The organism is Kluyvera georgiana (genome assembly GCF_050990895.1).
Lineage (GTDB): Bacteria > Pseudomonadota > Gammaproteobacteria > Enterobacterales > Enterobacteriaceae > Kluyvera > Kluyvera georgiana.
The window spans coordinates 1,670,164-1,696,049 of the sequence record NZ_CP158865.1; the positions used below are offsets into that span (position 1 = coordinate 1,670,164).

The 25,886-nt window shown below is 55.6% G+C and carries 22 protein-coding genes; 10 read left to right on the forward strand and 12 right to left on the reverse strand.

Annotated elements, in window-relative coordinates; genetic code table 11:
* Nucleotides 1–92 precede the first annotated feature (92 nt).
* Complete coding sequence (locus ABTW00_RS07945) at nucleotides 93–1,562, forward strand: amino acid permease (RefSeq protein WP_064544095.1); 1,470 nt, start codon at nucleotides 93–95, stop codon at nucleotides 1,560–1,562.
* Between the two features lie 294 nt (nucleotides 1,563–1,856).
* Nucleotides 1,857–3,824 carry a catecholate siderophore receptor CirA gene (gene cirA / locus ABTW00_RS07950; RefSeq protein WP_064544098.1) on the forward strand — a complete coding sequence of 656 codons (1,968 nt, stop codon included), beginning with the start codon at nucleotides 1,857–1,859 and terminating at the stop codon, nucleotides 3,822–3,824.
* A gap of 93 nt (nucleotides 3,825–3,917) precedes the next feature.
* Here the strand turns inward: cirA and ABTW00_RS07955 are convergent, their stop codons facing one another.
* The 3 genes from ABTW00_RS07955 to ABTW00_RS07965 are packed head-to-tail and all read right to left on the reverse strand — an operon-like array spanning nucleotide 3,918 to nucleotide 8,226.
* On the reverse strand, nucleotides 3,918–5,111 hold the full coding sequence (locus ABTW00_RS07955) for a glycoside hydrolase family 88 protein (RefSeq protein ID WP_433640041.1): 1,194 nt from the start codon (nucleotides 5,109–5,111) through the stop codon (nucleotides 3,918–3,920).
* Between the two features lie 18 nt (nucleotides 5,112–5,129).
* Nucleotides 5,130–6,395 (reverse strand): oligosaccharide MFS transporter, encoded by a 1,266-nt coding sequence (locus ABTW00_RS07960; RefSeq protein WP_065357701.1) that lies wholly within the window; start codon nucleotides 6,393–6,395, stop codon nucleotides 5,130–5,132.
* 31 nt (nucleotides 6,396–6,426) lie between these two features.
* The gene (locus ABTW00_RS07965) at nucleotides 6,427–8,226 is read right to left on the reverse strand and encodes a DUF2264 domain-containing protein (RefSeq protein ID WP_433640043.1); all 1,800 of its coding nucleotides are present in this window, start codon (nucleotides 8,224–8,226) and stop codon (nucleotides 6,427–6,429) included.
* Between the two features lie 169 nt (nucleotides 8,227–8,395).
* On the opposite strand from ABTW00_RS07965, the gene ABTW00_RS07970 reads away from it, so the two are divergent.
* Complete coding sequence (locus tag ABTW00_RS07970; protein WP_065357699.1) at nucleotides 8,396–9,271, forward strand: AraC family transcriptional regulator; 876 nt, start codon at nucleotides 8,396–8,398, stop codon at nucleotides 9,269–9,271.
* 72 nt (nucleotides 9,272–9,343) lie between these two features.
* Here the strand turns inward: ABTW00_RS07970 and fghA are convergent, their stop codons facing one another.
* Nucleotides 9,344–10,180, reverse strand: coding sequence for an S-formylglutathione hydrolase (gene fghA, locus ABTW00_RS07975; protein WP_065357698.1), 837 nt, complete (start codon nucleotides 10,178–10,180; stop codon nucleotides 9,344–9,346).
* Nucleotides 10,181–10,318: 138 nt separating this feature from the next.
* Between fghA and ABTW00_RS07980 the strand changes: the two genes are divergently transcribed.
* The 7 genes from ABTW00_RS07980 to mglC all read left to right on the forward strand — a co-directional run bounded on the left by ABTW00_RS07980 (nucleotide 10,319) and on the right by mglC (nucleotide 18,506).
* Nucleotides 10,319–11,452 carry a YbfB/YjiJ family MFS transporter gene (locus ABTW00_RS07980; protein ID WP_433640046.1) on the forward strand — a complete coding sequence of 378 codons (1,134 nt, stop codon included), beginning with the start codon at nucleotides 10,319–10,321 and terminating at the stop codon, nucleotides 11,450–11,452.
* A gap of 115 nt (nucleotides 11,453–11,567) precedes the next feature.
* Nucleotides 11,568–12,236 (forward strand): GTP cyclohydrolase I FolE, encoded by a 669-nt coding sequence (gene folE, locus ABTW00_RS07985; protein WP_064544110.1) that lies wholly within the window; start codon nucleotides 11,568–11,570, stop codon nucleotides 12,234–12,236.
* A 21-nt stretch (nucleotides 12,237–12,257) separates the two neighbouring features.
* Nucleotides 12,258–13,415 carry a DUF418 domain-containing protein YeiB gene (gene yeiB, locus ABTW00_RS07990; RefSeq protein ID WP_433640048.1) on the forward strand — a complete coding sequence of 386 codons (1,158 nt, stop codon included), beginning with the start codon at nucleotides 12,258–12,260 and terminating at the stop codon, nucleotides 13,413–13,415.
* A gap of 157 nt (nucleotides 13,416–13,572) precedes the next feature.
* Nucleotides 13,573–14,595: an HTH-type transcriptional regulator GalS gene (gene galS, locus ABTW00_RS07995; RefSeq protein WP_433640050.1), complete on the forward strand. Its 1,023-nt coding sequence runs from the start codon at nucleotides 13,573–13,575 to the stop codon at nucleotides 14,593–14,595.
* A 291-nt stretch (nucleotides 14,596–14,886) separates the two neighbouring features.
* Nucleotides 14,887–15,885: a galactose/glucose ABC transporter substrate-binding protein MglB gene (gene mglB, locus ABTW00_RS08000; RefSeq protein ID WP_064544116.1), complete on the forward strand. Its 999-nt coding sequence runs from the start codon at nucleotides 14,887–14,889 to the stop codon at nucleotides 15,883–15,885.
* A 74-nt stretch (nucleotides 15,886–15,959) separates the two neighbouring features.
* Nucleotides 15,960–17,480, forward strand: a complete 1,521-nt coding sequence (gene mglA, locus ABTW00_RS08005) for a galactose/methyl galactoside ABC transporter ATP-binding protein MglA (protein WP_064544118.1) — start codon at nucleotides 15,960–15,962, stop codon at nucleotides 17,478–17,480.
* A gap of 15 nt (nucleotides 17,481–17,495) precedes the next feature.
* Nucleotides 17,496–18,506, forward strand: a complete 1,011-nt coding sequence (gene mglC / locus ABTW00_RS08010; protein ID WP_433640053.1) for a galactose/methyl galactoside ABC transporter permease MglC — start codon at nucleotides 17,496–17,498, stop codon at nucleotides 18,504–18,506.
* Nucleotides 18,507–18,572: 66 nt separating this feature from the next.
* On the opposite strand, the gene ABTW00_RS08015 is transcribed toward mglC, so the two are convergent.
* The 8 genes from ABTW00_RS08015 to ABTW00_RS08050 form a co-directional block, all read right to left on the reverse strand.
* Nucleotides 18,573–19,025, reverse strand: a complete 453-nt coding sequence (locus ABTW00_RS08015; RefSeq protein ID WP_065357694.1) for a DUF1097 domain-containing protein — start codon at nucleotides 19,023–19,025, stop codon at nucleotides 18,573–18,575.
* 47 nt (nucleotides 19,026–19,072) lie between these two features.
* Complete coding sequence (preA, locus tag ABTW00_RS08020; RefSeq protein WP_433640056.1) at nucleotides 19,073–20,308, reverse strand: NAD-dependent dihydropyrimidine dehydrogenase subunit PreA; 1,236 nt, start codon at nucleotides 20,306–20,308, stop codon at nucleotides 19,073–19,075.
* Nucleotides 20,309–20,310: 2 nt separating this feature from the next.
* Nucleotides 20,311–21,543, reverse strand: coding sequence for an NAD(P)-dependent oxidoreductase (locus ABTW00_RS08025; protein WP_433640058.1), 1,233 nt, complete (start codon nucleotides 21,541–21,543; stop codon nucleotides 20,311–20,313).
* Between the two features lie 225 nt (nucleotides 21,544–21,768).
* Complete coding sequence (gene sanA, locus ABTW00_RS08030; RefSeq protein ID WP_064544128.1) at nucleotides 21,769–22,488, reverse strand: outer membrane permeability protein SanA; 720 nt, start codon at nucleotides 22,486–22,488, stop codon at nucleotides 21,769–21,771.
* Between the two features lie 195 nt (nucleotides 22,489–22,683).
* Complete coding sequence (gene cdd, locus ABTW00_RS08035; RefSeq protein WP_433640061.1) at nucleotides 22,684–23,568, reverse strand: cytidine deaminase; 885 nt, start codon at nucleotides 23,566–23,568, stop codon at nucleotides 22,684–22,686.
* Between the two features lie 129 nt (nucleotides 23,569–23,697).
* Nucleotides 23,698–24,393, reverse strand: coding sequence for a CidB/LrgB family autolysis modulator (locus ABTW00_RS08040; protein WP_065357691.1), 696 nt, complete (start codon nucleotides 24,391–24,393; stop codon nucleotides 23,698–23,700).
* Nucleotides 24,393–24,791 (reverse strand): CidA/LrgA family protein, encoded by a 399-nt coding sequence (locus ABTW00_RS08045; RefSeq protein WP_064544133.1) that lies wholly within the window; start codon nucleotides 24,789–24,791, stop codon nucleotides 24,393–24,395. Before ABTW00_RS08045 ends, ABTW00_RS08040 begins: the two co-directional genes overlap by 1 nt.
* 124 nt (nucleotides 24,792–24,915) lie before the next feature.
* On the reverse strand, nucleotides 24,916–25,839 hold the full coding sequence (locus ABTW00_RS08050; protein ID WP_064544135.1) for a LysR substrate-binding domain-containing protein: 924 nt from the start codon (nucleotides 25,837–25,839) through the stop codon (nucleotides 24,916–24,918).
* Nucleotides 25,840–25,886: the final 47 nt, after the last annotated feature.

Genomic DNA, 25,886 nt, shown 5'->3' on the forward strand with positions numbered 1-25,886 from the left:
GAAGGTCTCTTATAACTGCGCATTTCTACCGTGATATAGCGAAATCGTCTGCTACAATCGCGCCTCATTTTTTGGATGGATAGCATTTTCACATGGGTTCCGAAACGAAAACCACACAAGCGCCCGCGTTACGTCGCGAACTCAAGGCGCGTCACCTGACGATGATCGCCATTGGCGGTTCTATCGGTACGGGGCTGTTTGTTGCGTCCGGCGCAACCATTTCTCAGGCGGGCCCGGGCGGCGCGCTGTTTTCCTATATTCTGATTGGCCTGATGGTTTACTTCCTGATGACCAGCCTGGGCGAACTGGCGGCTTATATGCCGGTATCCGGTTCTTTCGCCACCTACGGTCAGAACTATGTGGAAGAGGGCTTCGGCTTCGCGCTGGGCTGGAACTACTGGTACAACTGGGCGGTGACCATTGCCGTTGACCTGGTGGCCGCGCAGCTGGTGATGAGCTGGTGGTTCCCTGATACCCCAGGCTGGATCTGGAGCGCGCTGTTCCTGTGCGTCATTTTCCTGCTGAACTACATCTCTGTTAAGGGCTTCGGCGAAGCGGAATACTGGTTCTCGCTGATCAAAGTGGCGACCGTGATTATCTTCATCGTCGTTGGCATTATGATGATCCTTGGCATCTTCAAGGGGGCACAGCCGGTCGGCTGGAGCAACTGGACAACCGGCGACGCGCCGTTTGCCGGTGGCCTGTCGGCGATGATCGGCGTGGCGATGATCGTCGGTTTCTCCTTCCAGGGTACCGAACTTATCGGTATTGCGGCGGGCGAATCTGAAGATCCGGAGAAGAATATTCCGCGCGCGGTGCGTCAGGTGTTCTGGCGTATTCTGCTGTTCTATGTGTTCGCGATTCTGATCATCAGCCTGATTATTCCGTACACTGACCCAAGCCTGCTGCGAAATGACGTGAAAGATATCTCCGTCAGTCCGTTCACTCTGGTGTTCCAGCATGCGGGTCTGCTCTCTGCGGCAGCAATTATGAACGCGGTTATCCTGACGGCGGTACTGTCGGCGGGGAACTCCGGGATGTACGCCTCTACCCGTATGCTGTATACCCTGGCCTGTGACGGCAAAGCGCCGCGCATCTTCTCGAAGCTCTCCCGTGGCGGCGTGCCGCGTAACGCGCTGTATGCGACCACCGTGATTGCGGGCCTGTGTTTCCTGACGTCGATGTTTGGCAACCAGACCGTGTACCTGTGGCTGCTGAACACTTCCGGGATGACCGGCTTTATCGCCTGGCTGGGGATTGCGATTAGCCATTATCGCTTCCGCCGCGGTTACATTATGCAGGGTCACGATATTAACAACCTGCCGTACCGCTCCGGGTTCTTCCCGCTGGGGCCGATCTTCGCCTTCGTGCTGTGCCTGATTATCACGCTGGGCCAGAACTACGAAGCGTTCCTCGCCGATACCATCGACTGGGGCGGCGTCGCGGCGACCTATATCGGTATCCCGCTGTTCCTGGTTATTTGGTTCGGCTATAAGCTGACCCGTGGTACGCACTTTGTTCGCTATAGCGAAATGCACTTCCCGGAACGCTTTAAGAAATAGCGCGTCGGGTTCCCGGTGATAACAAAAACCTCTCTTCGGAGAGGTTTTTTTATGCGCGATGTTTTGTTACGTCTTGACATAACTTTAAACAATCTTAATTGATAATTATTATCATTACTTTTATCATCCTTGCCCATACAAATGGATGAAGCCACTTCCTTATCCCGGTGAAGACGATACCGGAGGGACCAGCCACATCTGCATAAAAACAGACCGTCAGTCAGCGGTACCAAGCAGCATTTGTGAGTAAGACCCTTTTGTTTTAATTCAGTATTCACCTCATGGAGAAAGGAAATGTTTAGGTTAAACCCCATCGTTCGGGGCGGGCTGTGCGCGTCCGTTATGTCCCTGACGCTGCCCGCAGCGGCCGCAGATAATCATGAAGTGCTGGTCGTCACGGCAGCGGCTACCGAACAAAGCGTGAAGGATGCTCCCGCGAGTATCAGCGTCATTACCCAGGAAGACCTGCAGCGCAAGCCGGTGCAGAACCTGAAAGATGTGCTGAAAGAAGTGCCGGGCGTCCAGCTCACCAACGAGGGGGATAACCGTCAGGGCGTCAGCATTCGCGGCCTGGACAGCAGCTATACGCTGATTCTCATCGACGGTAAACGCGTTAACTCGCGTAATGCCGTCTTCCGCCACAACGACTTCGACCTGAACTGGATCCCGGTTGACGCCATCGAACGTATCGAAGTGGTGCGCGGCCCGATGTCTTCTCTCTACGGCTCCGATGCGCTGGGCGGCGTGGTGAATATCATCACCAAAAAAATCGGCGCGAAGTGGACCGGTTCCGTCACTGCCGATACCACCATTCAGGAACATCGCGATCGCGGCGATACCTGGAACGGCCAGTTCTTCACCTCCGGCCCGCTGGTGGACGGCGTGCTGGGCATGAAGGCGTTCGGTAGTCTGTCGAAGCGTGAAAAGGATAGTCCGCAGAGCTCGACGACCAGCACGACCGGCGAATCACCGCGCATTGAGGGTTACACCAGCCGCGATGGTAACGTGGAGTTTGCCTGGACGCCGAATGAAAATAACGACATCACCGCCGGTTACGGCTTCGACCGCCAGGATCGTGATTCCGATTCTCTCGACCGCAACCGTCTGGAGCGCCAGAACTACTCGCTGAGCCACAACGGGCGCTGGGACTTGGGTAACAGCGAACTGAAGTATTACGGCGAAAAGGTGGTCAACAAGAATCCGGGGAATAGCAGTAATATCACATCGCAAAGTAATACCATCGACGGCAAATACGTGCTGCCGCTGGGGGCGATTAATCAACTGGTGACCTTTGGCGGCGAATGGCGTCACGATAAGCTGAGCGATCCGGTCAACCTGACCGGCGGTTCCAGCAGCGAAACCTCCGCCAGCCAGTATGCGCTGTTCCTCGAAGACGAGTGGCGCATCTTCGAACCGCTGGCGCTGACCACCGGGATCCGCATGGACGATCACCAGACCTACGGCGATCACTGGAGCCCGCGTGCGTATCTGGTGTATAGCGCCACCGATACGCTAACGGTGAAAGGGGGCTGGGCAACCGCGTTTAAAGCGCCATCGCTGCTTCAGCTTAGCCCGGACTGGAGTTCCAACTCGTGCCGCGGCGGCTGTCGCATTGTCGGTAGCCCGGACCTGAAACCGGAAACCAGCGAAAGCTATGAAATCGGTCTTTATTACCAGGGGGAAGAAGGCTGGCTGGAAGGCGTGCAGGGTAGCGTCACCACTTTCCAGAACGATATCGACGATATGATTAACGTGAGCCGTACGCGCGATCGCAATGCCGCGCCGGGCTATCCGAACTTTGTCGGTTTTGATAACGGCGTGCCGGTCTTCTCCTACTATAACGTGAATAAAGCGCGTATTCGTGGTGTCGAAACCGAGCTGAAGGTACCGGTTGGCGACGCCTGGAAAGTGACGCTGAACTATACCTATAACGATGGTCGCGATCGGAGCAACGGTGCAGACAAGCCGCTACAGGAGCTGCCGTTCCATACCGCTAACGGGCGTCTGGACTGGACGCCGCTACAGGATTGGTCGTTCTATCTGGCGGCCCGCTATAACGGCAAGCAGCGTGCGGTGAGCGAAACCTCCAAAACGCCGGGCGGCTACACCACCTGGGATCTTGGCGGGGCATGGCAGGCAACCAAAGACGTTAAGCTGCGTGCGGGCATACTGAACCTGGGCGACAAAGATCTGTCGCGTGACGATTACAGCTACAACGAAGATGGCCGTCGCTACTTTATGGCGGTGGATTACCGCTTCTAACCTGTGATGATGGTCGTGCCGGATTTAACCCGGCGCGACCATATTGCGCGCTCGCGTAGGCCCGATAAGCGTAGCGCCATCGGGCAAGCTCGCTTACCAGTAGCTACGCCAGTTCTGCACCGCACGCGTGATCGCTTCCATCAGGAAGTAATCCCCCCAGCTACAGCACTCGTTCACCCCAATTCCACCTTTGAAGTAGTACACCGAATGCTTCAGCAGCCCCTGGCCCGGCGTATGCTCGCGATTCACATAACCGTCGATCATATTGCCGATCATGCGTAGCGCCAGCGTTTCGTAGCTCTCCTTATCCGGATGCGTGGCCGGGAGATGTTTCACCAATTCCAGCAGCGCGCAGGCGACGATAGCGGCTGCCGAACTGTCGCGTTCGCTGGTGGGGTCGGTGAGCGCCAGATCCCAATAGCAGATAAGGTCGTCCGGCAGACGATTCAGGTAGTAGTTTGCCAGCGTCTGGCTGAGTTCCAGCAGGCGTTCGTCGCCGGTATACAGGTAGTTCAGCAGGAAGCCGTAAACGCCCCATGCCTGGCCGCGCGCCCAGCAGGAATCGTCGGAGAAGCCCTGATGGGTATTGCCAAAGCGCGGTGCGCCGGTCTCAACGTCCATATACCAGGTGTGGAAGGTCGAGCCATCTTCACGCACGATATAGCGACGTGCGCGCTCAATATGCTGCTTTGCCGCCTCGGCGTAGCGCGGGTCACCGCTCGCGCGGCTGGCCTCGTACAGCAGCGGCAGATTCATATTACAGTCGATGATCATACGTCCCTGCTGTTCGGGGTTGTTCAGCTCGCCCCAGGCCTGGATGATCCCGGCTTTTTCGTTATAGCGTTCCATCAGCGCTTCGGCGGCGAGCAGGGCGATATAGCCCGCTTCGCGGTTGCCGGTCAGGCGCTGGCCCGCCACGCATGACAGACTGTAGAGGAAGCCGAGATCGTGGTGGTTAGTATGATCGCGGTTGACGATCCGCTGGCCGAACGAGTGAATATGCTGCTCCGCCAGCGTGCGATAGCGCGCCTGTCCGGTCCATTCATAGGCCAGCCACAGCTGGCCGGTCCAGAAGCTGGTGGTCCACTCAATATTGTCGATGATGGGATAGATCCCTTTCTCGCAGGCCGCATCCGGAAAACGCTGGCCAAAGTAGTCCGCGTTGCTCTCAATTGCTTTCAGCAGGTCGGGCATTATCCCGCGAATCTTACGGCCAAGTGCTTCACGTTCGCCCGGCTGGAGCGGTTGGCAGGCGAGCGGTTCTTTGCTGATCGTTTCAGACGTCATGCTGTCATATTCCCGTTTTTAATTAATCGCTTCGTGTTTGATTTCCTGGCCTACAGCGTGCTTCTTGTGGCTGTAGCAGGCAGAGAGAGTGAGGGCGGATACGCCGGTAAAGACCAGGGCGATAATGCCCATAATCAGATAGGTATGCTCAAAACCGATGGTCTGATAGGCGTAGCCCGCAGGCGGCGCGACCACAATAGAACCGACGTAAATCATCGCCTGGTAGCCCAGCAGGTACATGGTGGCGTTAACGCGTTTGTCGAAATGTTCGGCGATATACTTAAATACCGACACCAGAATCAGCGCGATTTCAATGCCGTATAGCGGTTTCACCAGGCAGATAATCAGCGGGTCGCTGGTCAGGCCGGAGATAATCAAACGCAGGCTGATCACCAGCCCGGTGAGCAGCATCCCCTGCTTCGCACCGATGCGATTGATAATGGCGGGCACCAGCATCATGCCGAAGAACTCGGCGGCGGACTGGGCGGTACTCATATAACCGAACATGGCGTTACCTTCTTCTTTGGTGGCAAAGAAGGTGACGAAGTAGCGGGAGAACTGCTGCTCGGCGATAAACATCATCCACGCCACGCCGGCAATATAGAGCGCAAACATCCAGAATTTGCGGTTCGTCAGCAGGTGCAGCACGTCGGTAATCACAATCTTATCTTTCGACAGGACGTTGTTTTCCTCCTGGCCGAAATGGTCCACCTTCAGCGTCAGCAGCACGGCGAACATACACAGCGCCGAGACGCTGCTGATGGCAAAGTTGATTTTAGGCGAGATGTTATAGAGGAAGCCGGAGAACGACGAGGCGGTGGCCCAGCCCAGCGCCGCCCACATACGGATGCGACCAAACTCCATATCGTACAGGCGGCTGAAGCGGTCGACATAGGACTCTTCCGCCGCGACGCCGGCATACCAGCCGAGGCTAAAGAACAGCGCGCCGACGATCATCCCGCTGATAAAGTGGCTTTGCAGCAGCGGCAGGTAGATCCAGATATAGAAGGGGGCCATCAGCGCCGAGACAATACAGACAAAATAGAGCAGGTGCTTCTTCATGCCGATTTTATCCATGATGTAGCCGTACACCGGCTTAATCACCACGGCGAATACGCCATTCACCGCAAACACGGTGCCAATATCGACAGCGTCCAGCCCGGCTTTGTCGCCAAGCCAGATGGCGTACAGGCCGAAGCTTGCCGCCCAGGTGAAGGTAAAGAGGAAAACAAAGAGACTTAACTTGATATACGCCGAACGAGTCGACTGAATTGTGGTTGTCATTACGGTCTCCGCCGTGATTCAGAGGTCAGGTTTATACCAGCGTGAACGGGTTACCGTTCACGGTGACTTGTGGTGTAGCAGGGTCAAAATTCAGCCCCTCCGGCAGCGGGCATGCGGTGCCCTGGTCAGCGCTGACGTAGCAGGCCAGCCAGTGGGTACCGGGGCTCAGCGACGCGGACAGGCAGGGAATATCAGCGGGTGCGGCATACAGCACATTGCTGTTTGGCGGCGTGGTAACGACAAGCGATTGGCGATTGCCGTAAAGATTCACCATCTGGCTGTAATCATCTGCCGTTTGCACGGTGGCTGCATCGGCAAGTTGTTCGAGCCGCGTCTGGCGATGACGGTTGGCGGCAAATCCCCCTTCGACGCAGTTCAGCGCTCGCGGTGTGTTCACGCGATGAATGCGAACGTGGCCGCTTTCCAGCGGGATGAGCCAACTGGTGACCTCGACGTCGTCCCACGGACGCCACTCGCTGCGTACCCAATGCGCGGTCACTTGCGAACTGTCGCACTCGCGGCGGCCGCGATAATAGTCATCCCCCGCACTGAACAGCAGCATGGAATCGACGGCGGCGTGATTCAGCCCATAACGCCCGCGCTCCAGGGTGAAGCCGAACTGGCTGGAATAGGCGAATTTGCAGTATTTTTGCTCAAAGTTGACAAAGTTGTTCTTGTCGAACTGACCGGACATCAGCATCCAGGCGTGGCGGTTTTCACAGCTATGCACGATGATTTGCCCGGCTTCGGGAATCGGGTGAATGGTCGGCAATGCGGGCAGCGGTTCGCACTCGGCCTGCCAGAAGTCGCTCTCTTGCGGTAATGCCAGAATCAGCATTGCCTTTAGCGCCCAGTATGGTGAGCCGGGGCTGTTATAGTCTTCGGCCATAATGAGGTTCGGGTAGGCATAGCCGATCGTAAACAGACCGTCGGCGTCGAGGAATGGTTGCGTCTGCCAGTGCTCCAGATTGCGCAAAATCAGCCCTTTCACCACGCCCGGCGTGAAGACGTCCAGCCCGGTAAACGCCACGGCGCTCCAGAAGGCGACCTGCACAAAGCGATAGGTCAGGCTACGGCCAAACGGAATGCCCGCGCCGTCGGCGGTGAAGTAATAGCGATAATCCAGGGCAAACTGCTGGGCTCGTTGGCGGTAGCGCAGGCAGCGCTCCGGGTCGACGTCCTGCATAAAATGGCTGTAGATCAGGCCATAGAAATGGAAGGCGCTGGAGATGTAGTAATCGCGCGGCTTGCCTTTACCGTCGCAGTACCAGCCGTTGCCGAGCCAGAAAGGTTCGATGGCATCAAGATGTCGGTGGATCACCGCCATGTCATATTCACGGCCAACGCACTTCAGACCCAGTTGAATCAGCACCGGGAAAAAGTGCCAGTTATTGTCCGGCACGGCGACATCCGCGCTTTGGCTGAGCCAGCGCGCGAGGTTATCCTGCTCAGCGGCGGACAGCGCCTGCCACAGTCCGTTGTTCGGTAGCGCCAGACCGAAACCAAACGCGGCCATCTCAACGCAGCGCTGATCGTTATCGCCAACATCGCCCCAGTAGCCGGGATGCTGCGGGTTACAGCCGTTACGCACCCCGGTAATGAATTTATCGTGCCACTCCGGCGTTGTGCCGCCGCTAACCAGTGGAAACAGCCCCCACAGCAGACGAATAAAACCTTCCATTCCGGCAACCTCGTCCGGGTATTGCGCAGCGGTGTTTCCTGCGTGAAGGCGCGTGCAATCGGCCGACAGATGGGGAACCGCTGCCGTAATCCAACGTATTACTTGTGCACTGTATTCTTGTTTCGTCCGCATGATGAAATCCCGTTTCATATCGTTGATGGCGGACGAATAATAGGAATTTGCGCAGGCAGGCAAATGTGATTGCGCTCTTACTTTTACGCATGTCAGGTAATTAAAAATAATTTTATGGCGTATTTTGGCCTGAAAATTTTACTTCGATGATGAAAGTTTAAGTTTATTAACATTCGAGGCAAACGCGGTGGCTCACTCCCAGCGAACGGAAGACACGACTTATCTTGAGCAGATCCATCTCAACGATAAATCGATTTATTTCAATCGGATGCAGAATATGCCCGCCAATTACTATCACTGGCACCAGTGTGCGGAGATTCTCTCGGTGTCGCGTGGCGTTGGGATTGCGCTGATGGAGCACCAGCAGTACACGGTAAAACCGGGGCGCCTGTTTATTTTTCCGCCCGGCAAGCTGCACAAGGTGTACGTCGAGCAGGATGAACGTAACCTTTACCATCGTACGACCCTACACTTTAACCCGCTGCTGCTGGAACCCTGGCTGCGGGATTTTCCTCGTCAGCAGATGCTGTTGCGCCAGCTGTGTGGGCGCGGTGAGAAGGCGCGGGTGTTTGACGTTGGTGACCTGCAGCCGGTGATTGAAACGCTGTTACAACGCTTTGAAACGTTGACCCACGAGGAGAGCTGGAGCACCAGCGACAGCGCCTTTCTGATTATGCAGCTGATTAGTCTGCTGCCGCAGCAGGAGCAGGCGACCGGGCATAATACCTTTTCATCGACCATTATTCGCTGGCTGGAAAATCACTACCACGAACGCTGTTCGCTGGAGGAGATTGCGGCGGTAATGGGCTGTTCGCGCGGACACACCTCGCGGCGTTTTCATGATGAGACCGGCGGCACGATTCAGGAATATTTGATGATGCGGAGAATTCGTCAGGCTTGCGAATTATTGTTGCATTCACAGCTCTCGGTGCGGGAAATTGCTGAACGGGTCGGTTTTACCGAATACGCGTGGTTTATTACCTGTTTTCGCAAGAATATGGGTAAAACGCCGTTGCAGTATCGCAAGGCATATCCCTACACGCTGCCGGGCGCTAATTTGTAGGCCGGATAAGGCGTTTACGCCGCCATCCGGCAGGGTAGGGCATTGCCGGACGGGGCGCTACGCTTATCCGAACTACGCAAAGAGATGCTCGGCGTGGAACCGCAGATGGTCTTCAATAAAGGTGGCAATAAAGTAATAGCTGTGGTCGTAACCCGGCTGAATGCGCAGGGTGAGCGGCCAGTCTTTCTGCCGCGCGGCTTCGGCAAACACCGCGGGCTGTAGCTGGTCGGCGAGGAACTGATCGTTATCTCCCTGGTCAATCAGCAGCGGAATCGGCGCTTCAGCGCGGCTTGCCAGCAGCAGCTCGGTGCTGTCCCACTCGGCCCAGCGGGCGATATCGTCACCGAGATAGGCGCTAAAGGCTTTCTTTCCCCAGGGCACACGGCTCGGGTTGACGATGGGCGCAAAGGCCGAGGCGCTGCAATATTTGCCCGGATTTTTCAGCGCCAGCATCAGTGCGCCATGGCCGCCCATCGAATGGCCGCTGATGGCGCAGCGTTCACTCACGTTGAACTGTTCCTGAATCAGCGTTGGCAGTTCTTCACGCAGGTAATCATACATGCGGAAGTGTGCGGCCCACGGCGCCTGGGTGGCGTTTAAATAGAAGCCAGCACCCTGGCCAAGATCGTAAGCGGCATCGTTCGCCACGCCTTCACCGCGTGGGCTGGTGTCGGGCATGACCAGCACAATACCTAATTCTGCGGCAACGCGCTGCGCGCCCGCTTTGGTGGTGAAGTTCTCGTCATTGCAGGTCAGACCGGACAGCCAGTACAGTACCGGCGGCGGCGTTTTTTTACCTTCCGGTGGCAAAAACAGACTGAACGTCATCGGGCAGTTCAGCGTGGTGGAATGGTGCTGCCAGCGCTGTTGCCAGCCGCCATAACAGCGGTGCTCTTCAAGCATTTCCATGCGGGCTCCTCGCGGTTTTGGTCAGAATTAATAGTCCCATCATACAGATAATTCATCGCTGGTGAGTAACTTTCACTTCCGCATAACATTTACATGTTGCATCATAAAGATAACTTTACATTCACATTTGAGGCTTTCATGCCGGTACGAATTGCGCTCAGCGGCTTTCTGGTGCTGGTGGCCACGATGGGGATTGGCCGCTTTGCTTTTACGCCTCAGGTGCCGCTGATGATCGCGGAAGGTGAGCTGACGCTGACCAGCGCCGGGCTGGTGGCGGCGCTTAACTATCTGGGTTATCTGGTGGGAGCCTGGGATGCCATGCGTACCCATCGCGGCGTTGAGGCCCGGCTGTATCTTGGCATCATTGGTGCGGTGGCATTGACCTTTCTGTCCGCGTTAGCGGATAACGCCTGGCTGCACGGCGCGCTACGTTTTGTCATCGGCTGCATGAGCGGCTGGGCGATGGTGCTGACGGCGGCATGGGTCAATGAACGGCTAGCGCGTTATGCCAGACCGGGGCTCAGTGCGGCGGTGTTTGCCGGGCCGGGGGCGGGGATCGCGATAAGCGGTCTGCTGGCGGTCTTTATCCACGCGCAGTCGCTGAGTGCGGCGGCGGGATGGCAATTGTACGGCGTGCTGGCGCTGCTGCTGGTGGCATTGATTGGCCGCTGGCTGCCGCGTCCCGGCGAGCTGCACCGTAGCGGTGAAAAACCCGATCCGCTGACGTTAACCGTCAATCTGAAGCGCCTGGTGTGGAGTTACAGTCTGGCGGGCTTTGGTTATATTCTGCCCGCCACCTTTTTATCGCAAATGGCGAGCCAGCGTTTTCCTGAGAATCTGTTTGCACAATTTATCTGGCCGGTGTTCGGCCTGGCGAGCATGATAGGTATTGGGCTGAGTATCGCGTTGCGTCGATACGGTCACGCTTATCAGCGTCTGGCGGTCGTATTGTGGTTACAGGGGCTGGGGGTGCTAATGGCCTGGCTGCTGCCGGGAATCAGCGGGCTGGTGTGCGGGGCGCTGTTGGTGGGCGGCGGTTTTCTGGCCGCCGTTCAACTGTCGCTACTGTATGGCCGCGAGCTGGCGCCAAATCACGCCCGCTATATGGCCGGACTGCTGACCACCGGTTATGCCGTCGGACAGCTGATAGGGCCGATGACTTCGGCGCTCTCGACCTGGCTGACCCAACGACTGGAGCCCGCGCTGGGGGTTGCCGCAGTGGCGCTGTTGATTGGCGGCGCGCTGGTCTGGCGCCCGAAGTCTGAAAGGTAAGAGCGATTGCAATAATTATCGCGACGAATACTGGATTCTGTGCGTCGCCTCACGCACAATGAGTGCAAACTTTGCACCGACAAAAGCAAAGTGCACACCTGCAGGAGAAATAATAATGTCATCACTGAGTAAAGAAGCGGTCCTGGTACACGAAGCGCTGGTCGCCCGTGGTCTGGAAACTCCGCTGCGCCCACCGGTGCGCGAAATGGATAATGAAACCCGAAAGCGCCTGATTACCGGACATATGACTGAGATCATGCAGTTGCTGAATCTCGATTTAAGTGATGACAGTCTGATGGAAACGCCGCGCCGCATCGCCAAAATGTATGTGGACGAGATTTTCTCTGGTCTGGATTACGCCAATTTCCCGAAAATTACCGTCATTGAAAATAAAATGAAGGTTGATGAAATGGTGACGGTGCGTGACATCACGCTAACCAGCACCTGTGAACATCATTTCGTGACTATTGATGGTAAAGCGACCGTCGCCTATATCCCGAAAGATTCGGTGATTGGTCTGTCGAAAATTAACCGTATCGTGCAGTTTTTCGCCCAGCGCCCACAGGTGCAGGAGCGTTTAACGCAGCAAATTCTGACCGCGCTGCAAACGCTGCTGGGGACCAACAACGTGGCGGTTTCTATTGACGCGGTGCACTACTGCGTGAAAGCGCGCGGCATTCGCGATGCCACCAGTGCGACCACGACCACGTCGCTTGGCGGTCTGTTTAAGTCCAGCCAGAACACCCGCCAGGAGTTCTTGCGCGCAGTGCGTCACCACAACTAATACGTCAGCGGAGCAGGGAACATGGAGAGAAACGTCACGCTGGATTTTATTCGTGGCGTTGCCATTCTTGGGATCCTGCTGCTGAACATCAGCGCCTTCGGCTTGCCGAAGGCCGCCTATCTTAACCCGGCCTGGTATGGCGAGGTCACCTCGCGCGATGCCTGGACGTGGGCTATTCTCGATCTCTTTGCCCAGGTCAAATTCCTGACTCTCTTCGCGCTGTTGTTTGGCGCCGGGCTACAGCTATTGCTACCGCGCGGTTCTCGTTGGATCCAAAGCCGTTTAACGCTGCTGGCGCTGCTGGGTTTTATCCATGCGTTGCTGTTTTGGGACGGCGATATTCTGCTGGCCTACGCGCTGGTGGGGCTTATCTGTTGGCGGCTGGTACGGGATGCAGGTGAAGTCAAAGCGCTGTTTAATACCGGCGTGATGCTCTATATGGTCGGCGTGGCGGTGCTTATCTTGCTGGGGCTGATTGCCGATACGGGGCAGAGCCGCTCATGGATACCGGATGCTTCGAGCCTGCTGTATGAACACTACTGGAAGCTGAACGGCGGCCTGGAGGCGTTCAGCAATCGCGCCGATATGTTATCCGCTAACCTGCTGGCGCTGGGCGCACAGTATGGCTGGCAGCTGGCGGGCATGATGCTGATGGGGGCGGCGCTGATGCGCTGCGGCTGGCTGAAAGGGCAGTTCAGCCTTCGTCATTATCGCCGCTGTGCGGCCCTTTGCATTCCCCTCGGCATGGTGATTAATCTGCCCGCGATTGCCGCACAGTGGCATCTCGGCTGGGACTACCGCTGGTGCGCTTTCTTGTTACAGGCCCCGCGGGAAATCAGCGCGCCCATCCAGACGCTGGGCTACGCGGCGCTGGCCTATGGCTACTGGCCGCAAATCAGCCGTTCTAAACTTGCCGCCGCCGTCGTCTGCGTGGGCCGCATGGCGCTCACCAACTACCTGCTACAAACGCTTATCTGCACCACGCTCTTCTATCATTTCGGTCTGTTTATGGAATTCGACCGCCTGACGTTGCTGGCTTTCGTGGTTCCTGTCTGGCTGGTCAATATTCTCTTTTCCATGCTGTGGCTGCGCCGATTCCGTCAGGGGCCGGTGGAATGGCTATGGCGGCAGCTGACGGCAAAAGCCGCTGGCGTTTCATTCCGCAATACATTTAGATAACGATCGAGATCACAACCATTAACAAAATGGATGTAACCGTTTCCAGACGTGTGACCGCCCTCACGTAGTTGCCGCCAGCTCGCTGCCAGAATAGCGCATCTTGATGGACCCAGGAGGTGTCACGTGAAATGCAGCACTATTCAATCGGGCGGTGAGTATGGTCACCATTCGTGATGTCGCGCGCCAGGCTGGCGTTTCCGTTGCTACCGTTTCCCGGGTGCTGAATAACAGCGCGCTGGTGAGTCAGGATACCCGCGAGGCGGTGATGAAAGCGGTTGCCGCGTTAGGCTATCGGCCCAACGCTAACGCCCAGGCGCTGGCGACACAGGTCAGCGATACCATTGGCGTGGTCGTGATGGATGTCTCCGATGCTTTCTTTGGTGCGCTGGTGAAAGCCGTTGATACGGTGGCCCAGCAGTACCAAAAAAACGTGCTGATTGGCAACAGCTATCACGAAGCGGACAAAGAGCGTAACGCCATTGAAGTGCTGATACGCCAGCGGTGTAGCGCGCTGATCGTCCATTCAAAAGCGCTAAGCGACCGGGAATTGGCTGAATTTATGGCGCAAATGCCCGGTATGGTGCTGATCAATCGTATCGTTCCCGGCTATGCGCACCGCTGCGTTTGCCTCGACAACGTCAGTGGCGCGTTGATGGGCACCCGAATGCTGCTCAATCATGGCCATCAGCGTATTGGCTACCTGGCCTCCAGTCACAACATCGAAGACGACGACATGCGCCGGGAAGGGTGGGCGCGAGCCTTACTGGAGCAGAACATCGTGGCGCCGGACAGTTGGGTTGGCACCGGGACGCCAGACATGCAGGGCGGCGAGGCGGCAATGGTTGAACTGCTCGGGCGCAACGCCGGGCTGACGGCGGTTTTTGCCTACAACGACAACATGGCTGCCGGGGCGCTAAGCGCGCTCAAAGATAACGGCATTGCGGTGCCGCAGCAGGTTTCGGTGATTGGTTTTGACGATATCCCGATTGCGCGCTATACCGATCCTCAACTCACCACCGTCCGCTATCCGATTGTTTCTATGGCAAAACAGGCCACGGAGCTGGCGCTGCTCGGCGCAGCCGGGAAGCTCGACGGCGACGCTACGCACTGCTTTATGCCAACCCTGGTTCGCCGCCACTCGGTGGCCCTGCGGCAATTTGTGCATCCCATCACGAACTAAATTGTTAATCCGATGTAACCGTTTTCAATCTGTGAGTAAATTCACAGATTGTTAACATCGCGATGGCTATAGTGGCAGCGTTTATCAGGCTGAAACATGATGTAACGGTGATTAATCACTTTTTATAGCGTAGACCAGCTGCAAACACAGAATAAATCGTACTCTGGATCGTTACTCAACACGGAAGAACAAATTTTGATCAGTGAATTTCGTCGGGTGGTAACATTCCATTAACCATGCCCGCCGACTATTTTCACCCGTACTACCCTGCATAATAAAACCGGAGATACCATGAATAAGAAGGTGTTAACCCTGTCTGCTCTGATGGCCAGTATGTTTTTCGGTGCCGCAGCGCACGCTGCCGATACCCGTATCGGTGTGACTATCTATAAATACGACGACAACTTCATGTCCGTTGTGCGCAAGGCGATTGAGAAAGACGGCAAATCTGCCCCGGATGTTCAGCTGCTGATGAACGACTCCCAGAACGACCAGTCCAAGCAGAACGACCAGATTGACGTGCTGTTGGCTAAAGGCGTGAAAGCGCTGGCGATCAACCTGGTTGACCCGGCAGCTGCGGGCACGGTGATTGAAAAAGCGCGCGGCCAGAACGTGCCGATCGTTTTCTTCAACAAAGAACCTTCGCGTAAAGCGCTGGATAGCTATGACAAAGCCTTCTATGTCGGTACCGATTCAAAAGAGTCCGGTATTATCCAGGGCGACCTGATTGCTAAACATTGGGCGGCAAACCCGAACTGGGATCTGAACAAAGATGGCCAGATTCAGTTCGTCCTGCTGAAAGGCGAACCCGGCCACCCGGACGCGGAAGCGCGTACCACCTATGTTATCAAAGAGCTGAACGATAAAGGCCTGAAAACTCAGCAGCTGCAGCTGGATACCGCAATGTGGGATACCGCTCAGGCGAAAGATAAAATGGACGCGTGGCTGTCTGGCCCGAACGCCAACAAGATTGAAGTCGTGATCGCCAACAACGACGCGATGGCGATGGGTGCGGTTGAAGCGCTGAAAGCGCACAACAAATCTTCCATCCCTGTGTTCGGTGTCGACGCCCTGCCGGAAGCCCTGGCGCTGGTGAAATCCGGTGCAATGGCAGGTACCGTGCTGAACGATGCCAACAACCAGGCGAAAGCCACCTTCGATCTGGCGAAAAACCTGGCTGAAGGTAAAGGTGCCGCTGATGGCACTACCTGGAAAATTGAAAACAAAATCGTCCGCGTACCGTACGTTGGCGTAGATAAAGATAACCTTAGCCAATTCACCGGTAAGTAATCTTTAAATATATGGGGCGTACGTTCGTGCGCCCCATAAATACTGACTCAGAATTATCGCGGCCAGGTATATATATGGACAACAATAATAGAGAGCCGTCAGGTGAATTCTTGTTGGAAATGAGCCAGATCAACAAGTCTTTTCCCGGCGTAAAAGCACTCGATAATGTTAACCTGAGAGTTCGTCCACATTCTATCCATGCATTAATGGGTGAGAACGGTGCGGGCAAATCAACGTTATTAAAATGCCTATTTGGAATCTATCAAAAAGATTCCGGCAGCATTCTCTTCCAGGGTAAGGAAATCGATTTTCATTCCGCTAAAGAGGCGCTGGAAAACGGTATTTCGATGGTCCACCAGGAACTGAACCTGGTATTACAACGCTCCGTGATGGACAACATGTGGCTGGGGCGTTATCCCACCAAAGGCATGTTTGTCGATCAGGACAAAATGTATCGCGATACCAAAGCCATCTTTGATGAGCTGGATATTGATATCGACCCGCGTGCGCGCGTGGGCACGTTATCTGTTTCGCAGATGCAGATGATTGAAATCGCGAAAGCCTTCTCCTATAACGCGAAAATCGTGATTATGGATGAACCGACCTCATCGCTGACGGAGAAAGAGGTGAACCATCTGTTCACCATTATCCGTAAGCTGAAAGAGCGCGGCTGCGGCATCGTTTACATCTCGCACAAGATGGAAGAAATCTTCCAGCTGTGCGATGAAATCACCGTTCTGCGCGACGGGCAGTGGATTGCTACCCAGCCGCTGGAAGGGCTGGATATGGACAAGATCATCGCCATGATGGTGGGACGTTCGCTGAACCAGCGTTTCCCGGACAGGCAGAACGTACCGGGCGAAGTGATCCTTGATGTTCAGCATCTGACTTCGTTGCGCCAGCCATCGATTCGCGACGTCTCGTTCCAGCTGCGTAAAGGGGAAATCCTCGGGATCGCCGGGCTGGTGGGGGCCAAGCGTACCGATATCGTTGAAACGCTGTTCGGCGTGCGTGAAAAGTCGAGCGGGACCATTACCCTGCACGGTAAGAAAATCAACAACCATACCGCCAATGAAGCCATTAATAACGGCTTCGCGCTCGTTACCGAAGAACGCCGCTCAACCGGTATTTATGCCTACCTTGATATTGGGTTTAACTCCTTAATTTCGAATATCAAGAGCTATAAAAACAAAGTGGGCCTGCTGGATAATTCTCGCATGAAGAGCGATACCCAATGGGTTATCGACTCGATGCGCGTAAAAACCCCTGGGCATCACACGCAAATTGGTTCGTTATCCGGCGGTAACCAGCAGAAGGTCATTATTGGACGCTGGCTGTTAACGCAGCCTGAAATTCTGATGCTGGACGAGCCGACTCGTGGTATCGACGTGGGTGCGAAATTTGAAATTTATCAATTAATCGCTGAACTGGCGAAGAAAGATAAAGGGATCATTATTATTTCTTCAGAAATGCCAGAGCTGCTGGGTATTACTGACCGTATCCTTGTCATGAGTAATGGCCTGGTTGCCGGAATTGTAGAAACGAAAACCGCAACGCAAAACGAAATTCTCCGTCTTGCGTCATTGCACCTTTAATTTCAGGGGCTCGACATGAGTGCGTTAAATAAAAAAAGCTTTCTCACTTATCTGAAAGATGGCGGTATTTACGTTGTTCTTTTGGTTCTGCTGGCCATTATTATTATCCAGGACCCGACTTTCTTAAGTTTGTTGAACCTTAGCAACATCCTGACTCAGTCTTCCGTACGTATTATTATTGCCCTCGGCGTTGCCGGGCTGATTGTGACCCAGGGCACCGACCTGTCGGCGGGTCGTCAGGTTGGCCTCGCGGCGGTGATTGCGGCAACGCTGCTACAGTCGATGGAGAACGCCAACAAGGTGTTCCCGGAACTGGCCACCATGCCCATTTTTGTGGTCATCCTGATTGTCTGCGCGATTGGCGCGGTGATCGGCCTGATTAACGGGATTATCATTGCTTACCTGAACGTAACGCCGTTCATCACCACGCTGGGTACGATGATCATCGTTTACGGTATCAACTCCCTGTACTACGACTTCGTGGGCGCGTCGCCGATTTCCGGCTTTGACAGCGGTTTCTCGACCTTCACGCAAGGGTTTATCGCACTCGGTAGCTTCCGCCTTTCATACATTACTTTCTACGCGTTGATTGCCGTAGGGTTTGTCTGGATCCTGTGGAACAAGACCCGCTTTGGTAAAAATATCTTCGCCATCGGCGGCAACCCGGAAGCGGCGAAAGTTTCTGGCGTTAACGTGGCGCTGAACCTGCTGGTGATTTATGCGCTGTCCGGCGTGTTCTATGCCTTCGGCGGAATGCTGGAAGCCGGTCGTATCGGCTCTGCAACTAACAACCTCGGCTTCATGTACGAACTGGATGCCATCGCGGCCTGCGTCGTGGGTGGGGTTTCATTCAGCGGCGGTGTGGGTACGGTGCTCGGCGTGGTGACCGGTGTGATCATCTTTACGGTTATCAACTACGGTCTGACTTATATCGGCGTGAACCCGTACTGGCAATACATCATCAAGGGCGCGATTATTATCTTCGCGGTTGCGCTGGATTCCCTGAAATACGCGCGTAAGAAATAAGAGCTGTAAGATCGGTAAAAGAAGCCCGGCAACATGCCGGGCTTTTTACTGTGCTGCCTGGCATCGCTACTTGCTACGGGCCGCAATATACAATCCGCTGTTTTTCATCGCATAGCCAAAAACCAGCCCCACCAGCAGTGCAGGCAGCACGACTCGCCAGCTGCCGTTGCAGGCGAAGGTTGAACAGGCGCCGATAAAGGTACCGGGAACAAAAGAAAGCCAGCCATTCTTGGCCTGAAGACACATAGCGAAGGCCACAACCCCTGTCAGCAGATAGCTGACAATCGTCAGCGCTGGCGATAGCGCGCTGCCGTGGATAATGACTTCTGCCCAGAATACGCCGCTGACCAGCGTACAAAACGAAATACCCAGCCCTTTTAGCCCGCCCTGTGGACAGGCAAAATACGCGGTACAGCCCAGAAAACCCACCCAGCTAAGCAACCCCCAGGTCACGGCCACCCAACTCCAGATACCGGATAAAATACCGGTCGTTAGCGCGATGGCGACAAGTGTGCTCATAGCTTTATCCATCCGGCCCGCAGAGCGAGCCGGTGTGTTGAAGGACGTTAAAGCACCACAGCGTGCGCTTTTTCGCCCGGTTTGAAGGTAATCTCCCCAAGGCTAATACAGGCCACCGGGCAGACGTGACCGCAGAGCAGGCAGCCGACGCATTTTTCAGTATTGCAGTGCGGCGCGCGGGTCTCCTCATTCCACTCCATCGCCTGATGTCCGCCGTCATAGCAGGAGATGTAGCAGCGGCCGCAGCCGACGCATTTTTCCTGATTAATATGCGGATAGACGATATAGCTACGGTCGAGGTCTTCAGCCGGTACGATGTTGTGATTCGCGAGGCCAATCATCTCATCAAGCGAATCAAAGCCCTGATCGTTAAGGTAGTGGGACAGGCCGCTTATCATATCTTCGACAATACGATAACCGTACTGCATGATGCCCGTTGTCACCTGTAGCGTCGCCGCGCCCAGCAGTAAAAACTCGGCGGCGTCTTCCCATGTTTCAATCCCGCCAATCCCGCTGATAGGGAAGTCCTTCAGGTCGGGATGAGTGCGCAATTGCTGAATGAAGCGCAGCGCAATGGGCTTCACGGCTTTACCGGAATACCCTGATACGCTGGATTTGCCGTTGACCACCGGCATGCCGATTTTACGGTTAAGGTCAATATTGGTAATGGATTTCACGGTGTTGATGGTCGCTATACCATCAGCCCCGCCGCGTTTGGCCGCCAGCGCCACTTCGCACATATCACCGATATTCGGCGTCATTTTGGCCAGCATCGGCAGAGACGAACCGCGCTTCACCGCCCGGCAGTATTTCTCGACCAGTTCGGGGCTTTGCCCGACATCGCTGCCCATGGCGTGAGAGGTCATCTGCGGGCAGGAGAAGTTGCACTCAATCATGTCAGCGCCGGCTTCCTCGACGAGCTTCGCCAGATCCTGCCACTGTTGCTCATTTTCGCCCATGATCGAGGCGATCAGCACTTTGTCGGGGTAATCCAGCTTAAGCTGGCGGATCGCCGCCAGGTTTTCTGCCAGCGGATGCTCGGCAATTTGCTCCATGTTTTTAAAGCCGATAAACCCGGTATCTTCTTTGGTCAGATGATCGAAGCGCGGCGAGACTTCGTTGGCGATGAAGAAGCCAATGGTTTTAAACACGATACCGCCCCAGCCGCTGTCATAGGCTTTGGCACACATGTCGTAGCAGTTGCCCACCGGTGAAGATGAGAGGCAGAACGGGTTAGGGAATTTGACGCCGCAGAAGGTGACCGACAGATCTTTGGTTAACATGTTCATGCCTCCTCTAAATAGTGATGAATGGCCTGAGCGGCTTCTTTCCCGGTCTTCACGGCGTAGACCACGGTTTTGTCTCCTTTGACAATATCGCCCGCGGCGAACAGCGCAGGGTCACTGGTCTGGTAGTTGTGCGTTTCCACGATGTTGCGCTGGACCTGAATGTCCGCAAAGGCATCCAGTTCGGCGCGTTGACCGACGGCGAGGTAAATGCGCTCTGCCGTTAGCGTCAGCTCGCCGGGCAGGCGAACGTGCTGGAACGTCACCTTGTTGCCCGTGACGCTGATGGGGGTAAAGCCATCGATAATCGATACGCCCAGCGCCTGGGTGGTCGTGAACTCTTTATCGCTTGCCGGAAATTCGGCCAGCTCTTCGCGGGCCACGCAGGTGACGGACGGACAACCGAGAATTTTCAGCGTACTGGCAACGTCCATCGCCACGTCGCCGCCGCCGATAATCAGGGCGCTTTCCGGTACGGTGATGTTGCCGCCTGACATTCGGGCGCGCTGGAGGAAATCGACGGCGATTTCGACCGGAATTGCCTCGTTAAACAGGGGCAGCGTTGAGCCTTTGGACATTCCGACGGTCAGCAGCACTGCGCGGTAGTCGGCTTTCAGTTCAGCAAGCGTCGGGTTTTTACCGACTTCGCAGCCGCAGCGCACGGTGACGCCCATGTCGATGATGCGGGCAATTTCAGTATCCAGCACCTTTTGCGGCAGGCGAAACTCTGGAATACCGTGACGCAACCAGCCGCCCGGTTGGGCCTCTTTTTCAAAAAGGGTGACGTCATAGCCCAGATGGGTGAGCGTGACGCTAGCCTGTAGCCCCGCGGGGCCAGCGCCCACGATCGCGACTTTCCCTTTGTCCTTGCGGCCCGGCTGGTAAATCTGCATCGCCGTTTGCTGCTCGAAGTCGGTGACAAAACGCTGCAGGCGGCCGATATCAATCGGCGTATCTATGCCCGAGCGGGAACAGCCCTGCTGGCAAAGTTTTTCCGTAGGGCAGACGCGTGCACAAACCGCGCCCAACGCATTATTTTCTCGAATGGTTTCGGCAGCACCTTTAAAGTTACGGAAATATACCGAGCGAATAAACTTGCCAGGGTCGGTTTCCGCGGGGCAAGACTGGCTGCACGGTGCATCGTGGCACAGCAGGCAGCGGGAGGCTTCTTTGATCGCCAATAGCGGCGTAAAGGCAGGAATCAGCTCATCCTGGTATTCGTGTTGCGACATAATTGCTTCCTTAATGATTAGTTTAATTAAGGCAAAAAAAGTGAAACAACTTCAGGCAGGCTAAGCGGATGAGGGGGAGGGTTCTGTGAAAGCATTCACAAATAACCTGATAATCATTGTGGTTTAGCGTGGATCGCAGGAATAGATAAGATGCAAATAGGAACCATTAGTAATAGAAATTCATTAACTAATGTAATGACAGGAACACGGGTTTCCAGAAAAGACTCAGTTGGCCTTCTTTTTCTGTAGCTCCAGCAATTGATCTGGCGTGACGGCGGGATATCCCTGGGCGCCTTCCGGCACTTCTTGCTGGGCAGGAATCGGAATCAACGGGCCTAAGAAGCGCGGCTCGCGCTTGAACAGATAAAGATCGGCCAGCGCCCCGAAGCGGGCACCGAATTCGCGCAGGCGAACGCTCCACATATCTTTCGGAGACGGTACGGCGTAGCACTGCGCCTGAATGCCCATATGCAGGGCGATAAACAGCGCGCGCTCACAGTGGAAGCGCTGGGTAATGATAATGAAATCGTTGGTGTCGAACACTTTACGCGTGCGGACGATGGAATCGAGCGTACGGAAGCCCGCGTAATCCAGCACGATATCTTCCGGCGCCACGCCGGCTTTGATCAGATCGCGGCGCATGGTCATCGGCTCGTTATAGCTTTGCAGCGCGTTGTCGCCGCTCAGCAGCAGATAGTTGACCTTGCCGCTGTTGTAGGCGTTCAGCGCCCCCTGGATGCGGTAACGGTAATACTGGTTGATGACGCCGGTACGGTAGTACTTCGCGGTGCCAAGCACGACACCCACCTGGCGATAGGGAAGATCCTGTAGCTCGTCGTAGATATAAGGCGCCGTTTTCCAGCTCATCCAGCGGTCAAGACCCAGCACGGTCAACAGCAGCAGGCCGCACAGGACTAACAGGCTGTATAACACACGCTTTAACATGAACTTGGCTCAACCGTGGACGAGGGAGACATCAGGCTACTTTACCCGCCGGGCAAGCGCAAGAAACCATCGTTTAATTGCGGGGAAATTAGACAACGGAGGCGGATTGCCGTTTGTAGGCCGGATAAGGCAAAGCCGCCGTCCGGCAATCTGCTCCAGTCAGCCCGATGGCGCTACGCTTATCAGGCCTACGGGTTATGCCAACAGGACGCGATCGATATTATGGCAGCCGAGCGCTTTCAGCGTCGCGGCGGTGGCATCCCACTGAATCAGCGGGGCATCGGCGCGTTCAGCAAGAATGGCCCGTTGAATATCCGGGTAATCATAACCGTTCAGGCTCAGCAGGTTCAGCGCGCCCTGCAGCGGTGGCAGCGTGGGGTTAAACGCGGCGTTTTCAGCATAGCTGCCGCTGAAAATAGTACCATCACGCAGTTCCAGCGCCACGCCCGATGGCGATTGGCTGTACGGGGTATGGCTCTGATTCGCGGCCCGAATCGCAGCCTGTGAAAGCGCATCGCCATCAAGCGGATGGCCGTGATCCTCCGCGTCCATCAGCAGGGTTTTGATCTCCAGATCTTTCGGGCCAAAAGCATCCGGCAGGTAATCCTGTAACGTGTGTGGCTGACGGCCCGGCAGATTGATACGCAGCGCCAGCCCGCTGTTCAGCTCGTTCATAAACTGACGGCAGTGGCCGCACGGCGTGTAGTTAACGGTAATCGCCTGCAGCGCTTTTTCACCGCGTAGCCAGGCGTGGCTGATGGCGCTTTGCTCGGCATGAACCGTTTGTTGCATCGTCGCGCCGAGAAACTCCATGTTGCCGCCGAAGTACCAGGTGCCGCTGACACCGCGGGCAATGGCGCCAACGTTAAAGTGAGAGAGGTCTGCGCGGGCGCAGGCTGCGGCCAGTGGCAGGAGCGCGAAAGCGAGCGCGTCTTCGTCCAACCCCGTCGCCTGCTGCAGCGATGAGACCTGCCCGGCGCTTAACAGAGCAGGGAAGTGCGGATCGGCTAACAGCGGAGCGATAGCGGTCTGCAGGTCTGCCGCCAGTTGCGTAAAAGCAGATTGAAAACGTGGATGCATGGCGTTGTGCCTCATAACAATGTAATGGGATCGTAGTGTACGGGGCTCGCATGCCACAATTAGTGATCAATATCTCATTGTTAGTGCAACGTATGTAATCTCATTGGAAAATGTGTGATTTGTCTCGTTTTATCCCACCGCGGCCAGAATAATCGGGAACAGGAACGGTGCGATCAGCGAGGTAATAATCCCGCAGATGACCAGGGCCAGTGAACTAAACGCCCCTTCCTGGTAGTCCAGCTCCGCGCAGCGAGCGGTGCCGAGGGCGTGCGATGCGGTGCCCATCGACAGGCCGCGCGAAGCTTTAGTGGTGATACGCATCAGGTTCAACAGCGTGTGGCCAAACACCGCGCCGAGAATACCGACATAAATCACGCACACTGCGCTGATGGCGGGAATACCGCCGATGCTGCCGCTGACTGCCATCGCAATCGGGGTGGTGACCGATTTCGGCAGAATAGAGGCGGCGATTTGCGGCGATGCGCCCATCATTAACGCCACGGTGGTGCCGGTAATCATCGCCACCGCGCTGCCGATAAAGCAGATAGTGATAATGGATTTCCAGCGGGCACGAATCTGGTGCAGCTGTTCGTACAGCGGGTAGGCGAGGGCCACCACCGCCGGTTGCAGAAGGTCGTTCAGTACTTCGCTGCCTTTGAAATAGTGGTCGTACGGGATGCCGGTCAGCATCAGGAACGGAATAATCACCACCATAGAAACCAGCAGCGGGTTGAGCAGCGGCATTTTGAAACGCGCGCCCAGCTTACGGGCGGCAAAAAAGACAACCAGGGTCAGCGGCAGCGACCACCAAATATAATGAAGCATTATTTTTTCGCCTCTTCTTGCCCAACGACGTTACGTTCACCGTGTACCAGGTGTGAGCTCCAGCTCACGACCACCAGCACCACCAGCGTACTGACGGTACAGGAGACCACCACCGGACCAAACTGCGCGCTCAAGAGCGTGAAGTACTGCATCACGCCAACGCCAATCGGCACAAACAGCAGCGCCATATAGCGAATAAGCACGTAGCAGCCGGGGTTGACCCATTTGGCGGGCAGAATTTGCAGCGCCAGCAGGACGAAGAGGATAAGCATGCCGATAATGCTGCCGGGGATGGTGATGGGCAGCAGCGACGAAACAAAAATTCCGGCATAAAGGCAGGCGTAAATCAGCACGAATGCACGCAGGTATTGCCAGATAATATTCAGTGATTTGAGCATGGGATTCACCTTTGGTGGAATGCATTCATCATACAATTAAACCCTGAAATGTGCTACCGATCACATCATGAAATCTGAGCATACCTGATATAGATAAGCGGAACATTAGCCATCTGACCACAGGTTAGCTTTCAATGTGTACCGGGTGTGATAAATAGTGGAGAAAACGGCTCAGCGCCAGCGACGGGAGATCCTTCTTACGCCAGAATACGCCAACGCTGCCTTTCTGCTCAATGCGCGGCAGCGCCAGAATCGACAGCTGCCCCTGGCGCTGGTAGCGCTCGGCAAGGCGTAAAGAAAGAATAGAGATCATATCGCTGCTTTGCAGCAGGTTGACGCTGACGTTCATCGATGCCGATTCGATGGTGTTCTCCGGCAGCATTACGCCGTTTTCCACCAGCGCGTTATCAATACTCTGACGGATCGGCGTGCCGTTCGGCCAGACGATCCAGCGCCACGAGGCCAGATCGTTCCACGTCAGGCTGGCAAGGCGCGCCAGCGGATGGTCGGTACGCGCGACAAAACAGACCGGTTCGGTATACAGCACTTCATAGTTCAGCGGCAGCTCCAGCGCCCGGCCGCCGATACGCCCGACCACCACATCGACCACCCCCGACTGTAAATCGTGCAGCAGCGGCGTCATCACCTTTTCTTCAATATTCAGATGCAGCGTCGGCATTTCGGCCAACAGCGGGAAAATCGCCTGGGAAACGCAGTCGGTGGCCACCGGCGAGCAGCCAATTTTCAGGCTGCCAACCAGCCCGCCTTGCTTAAAGCGTTCCATCTCGAACTGTGAACGTTCGATATCGTTTATCAGCCGCTGGGCATGCTGGAGCAGCAGTTTGCCGCCCTCCGATGGACGTAGACCTTTACTGTGTCGCTCAAACAGCGTCAGGCCTAACTCCTCTTCAAACTGGGTCAGCCACTTCGACAGCGCGGGCTGAGTGATGTGCATTTTCTTCGCCACCTGGGTGAGATTTCCCTGCTCGCCGAGCGCCACCAGAATGTGCAAATGATGAAGCTTCAGTTTCTGCGTCCAGTCCGCCATCAGGTATAACCTCCAGGTTATGTTTGAGCATGAAATGCCATTGTACA

Excerpts from the sequence above, each read along its gene's own strand:
- ABTW00_RS07945 (WP_064544095.1), top strand. The coding sequence starts at position 93 with ATGGGTTCCGAAACGAAAACCACACAAGCGCCCGCGTTACGTCGCGAA.
- cirA (WP_064544098.1), top strand. The coding sequence starts at position 1,857 with ATGTTTAGGTTAAACCCCATCGTTCGGGGCGGGCTGTGCGCGTCCGTT.
- ABTW00_RS07955 (WP_433640041.1), bottom strand. The coding sequence starts at position 5,111 with ATGACGTCTGAAACGATCAGCAAAGAACCGCTCGCCTGCCAACCGCTC.
- ABTW00_RS07960 (WP_065357701.1), bottom strand. The coding sequence starts at position 6,395 with ATGACAACCACAATTCAGTCGACTCGTTCGGCGTATATCAAGTTAAGT.
- ABTW00_RS07965 (WP_433640043.1), bottom strand. The coding sequence starts at position 8,226 with ATGAAACGGGATTTCATCATGCGGACGAAACAAGAATACAGTGCACAA.
- fghA (WP_065357698.1), bottom strand. The coding sequence starts at position 10,180 with ATGGAAATGCTTGAAGAGCACCGCTGTTATGGCGGCTGGCAACAGCGC.
- ABTW00_RS07980 (WP_433640046.1), top strand. The coding sequence starts at position 10,319 with ATGCCGGTACGAATTGCGCTCAGCGGCTTTCTGGTGCTGGTGGCCACG.
- folE (WP_064544110.1), top strand. The coding sequence starts at position 11,568 with ATGTCATCACTGAGTAAAGAAGCGGTCCTGGTACACGAAGCGCTGGTC.
- yeiB (WP_433640048.1), top strand. The coding sequence starts at position 12,258 with ATGGAGAGAAACGTCACGCTGGATTTTATTCGTGGCGTTGCCATTCTT.
- galS (WP_433640050.1), top strand. The coding sequence starts at position 13,573 with ATGGTCACCATTCGTGATGTCGCGCGCCAGGCTGGCGTTTCCGTTGCT.
- mglB (WP_064544116.1), top strand. The coding sequence starts at position 14,887 with ATGAATAAGAAGGTGTTAACCCTGTCTGCTCTGATGGCCAGTATGTTT.
- mglA (WP_064544118.1), top strand. The coding sequence starts at position 15,960 with ATGGACAACAATAATAGAGAGCCGTCAGGTGAATTCTTGTTGGAAATG.
- mglC (WP_433640053.1), top strand. The coding sequence starts at position 17,496 with ATGAGTGCGTTAAATAAAAAAAGCTTTCTCACTTATCTGAAAGATGGC.
- ABTW00_RS08015 (WP_065357694.1), bottom strand. The coding sequence starts at position 19,025 with ATGAGCACACTTGTCGCCATCGCGCTAACGACCGGTATTTTATCCGGT.
- preA (WP_433640056.1), bottom strand. The coding sequence starts at position 20,308 with ATGTTAACCAAAGATCTGTCGGTCACCTTCTGCGGCGTCAAATTCCCT.
- ABTW00_RS08025 (WP_433640058.1), bottom strand. The coding sequence starts at position 21,543 with ATGTCGCAACACGAATACCAGGATGAGCTGATTCCTGCCTTTACGCCG.
- sanA (WP_064544128.1), bottom strand. The coding sequence starts at position 22,488 with ATGTTAAAGCGTGTGTTATACAGCCTGTTAGTCCTGTGCGGCCTGCTG.
- cdd (WP_433640061.1), bottom strand. The coding sequence starts at position 23,568 with ATGCATCCACGTTTTCAATCTGCTTTTACGCAACTGGCGGCAGACCTG.
- ABTW00_RS08040 (WP_065357691.1), bottom strand. The coding sequence starts at position 24,393 with ATGCTTCATTATATTTGGTGGTCGCTGCCGCTGACCCTGGTTGTCTTT.
- ABTW00_RS08045 (WP_064544133.1), bottom strand. The coding sequence starts at position 24,791 with ATGCTCAAATCACTGAATATTATCTGGCAATACCTGCGTGCATTCGTG.
- ABTW00_RS08050 (WP_064544135.1), bottom strand. The coding sequence starts at position 25,839 with ATGGCGGACTGGACGCAGAAACTGAAGCTTCATCATTTGCACATTCTG.